1 protein-coding gene is annotated in these 1,103 nt (G+C 38.7%); it reads right to left on the bottom strand.

Features of this window, described 5'->3' with window-relative positions:
* On the bottom strand, positions 1-1,103 hold a 1,103-nt coding region (gene tuf / locus DYH56_RS15680), incomplete at both ends, for an elongation factor Tu (protein ID WP_114643783.1).

The raw sequence follows: 1,103 nt of genomic DNA, 5'->3' as shown, positions 1-1,103 counted from the left end.
TTTCCTACTACACCTGATGCTACTGTTCTTCCACCTTCTCTTATTGCGAATCTTAATCCTTCTTCCATTGCGATTGGATGGATTAATTCTACTGTCATTTCAATGTTGTCTCCAGGCATTACCATTTCTACACCTTCTGGTAAATGTACTGCTCCTGTGATATCAGTTGTTCTGAAGTAGAATTGTGGTCTGTATCCTGTGAAGAATGGAGTATGTCTTCCACCTTCCTCTTTAGTTAATACATATACTTCTCCTGTGAAGTTTGTATGTGGATTGATTGTTCCTGGATGACATAAAACTTGTCCTCTTTCTACGTCTTCTTTCTTGATTCCTCTTAATAATGCTCCGATGTTATCTCCAGCTTGTCCTTGGTCTAATAACTTTCTGAACATCTCTACACCTGTACAAGTAGATTTGATTGTATCTTTGATTCCTACGATTTCAATCTCTTCTCCTACTTTTACTATTCCTCTTTCTACTCTTCCAGTTACTACTGTTCCTCTACCTGTGATAGTGAAAACGTCCTCTACTGGCATTAAGAATGGTTGGTCAATTGCTCTTTCTGGAGTTGGGATATATGAATCTACTGCATTCATTAATTCCATGATTTGATCTACCCATTTTTGCTCTCCGTTTAATGCTCCTAAAGAAGATCCTGTTACTACTGGTGCGTCATCTCCGTCGAATCCGTACTCAGTTAATAATTCTCTTACTTCCATTTCTACTAATTCTAATAATTCTTCGTCGTCTACCATGTCAGCTTTGTTTAAGTATACAATGATGTAAGGTACTCCTACTTGCTTAGAAAGTAAGATATGCTCTCTTGTTTGAGGCATTGGACCGTCTGCTGCTGAAACTACTAAGATAGCTCCATCCATTTGTGCTGCTCCTGTGATCATGTTCTTAACATAGTCAGCATGGCCAGGACAGTCTACGTGTGCGTAATGTCTTGCTGCAGTTTCATATTCGATATGAGCTGTGTTTATAGTGATTCCTCTTTCTCTTTCTTCTGGTGCTTGGTCGATGTTAGCGAAATCTACTGCTTTAGCTAATCCTAAATCAGATAATACTTTTGAGATTGCTGCTGTTGTTGTTGTCTTTCC

The organism is Psychrilyobacter piezotolerans, assembly GCF_003391055.1.
Taxonomy (GTDB): Bacteria; Fusobacteriota; Fusobacteriia; order Fusobacteriales; family Fusobacteriaceae; genus Psychrilyobacter; species Psychrilyobacter piezotolerans.
This window is presented reverse-complemented; position numbering and strand designations above follow the sequence as displayed.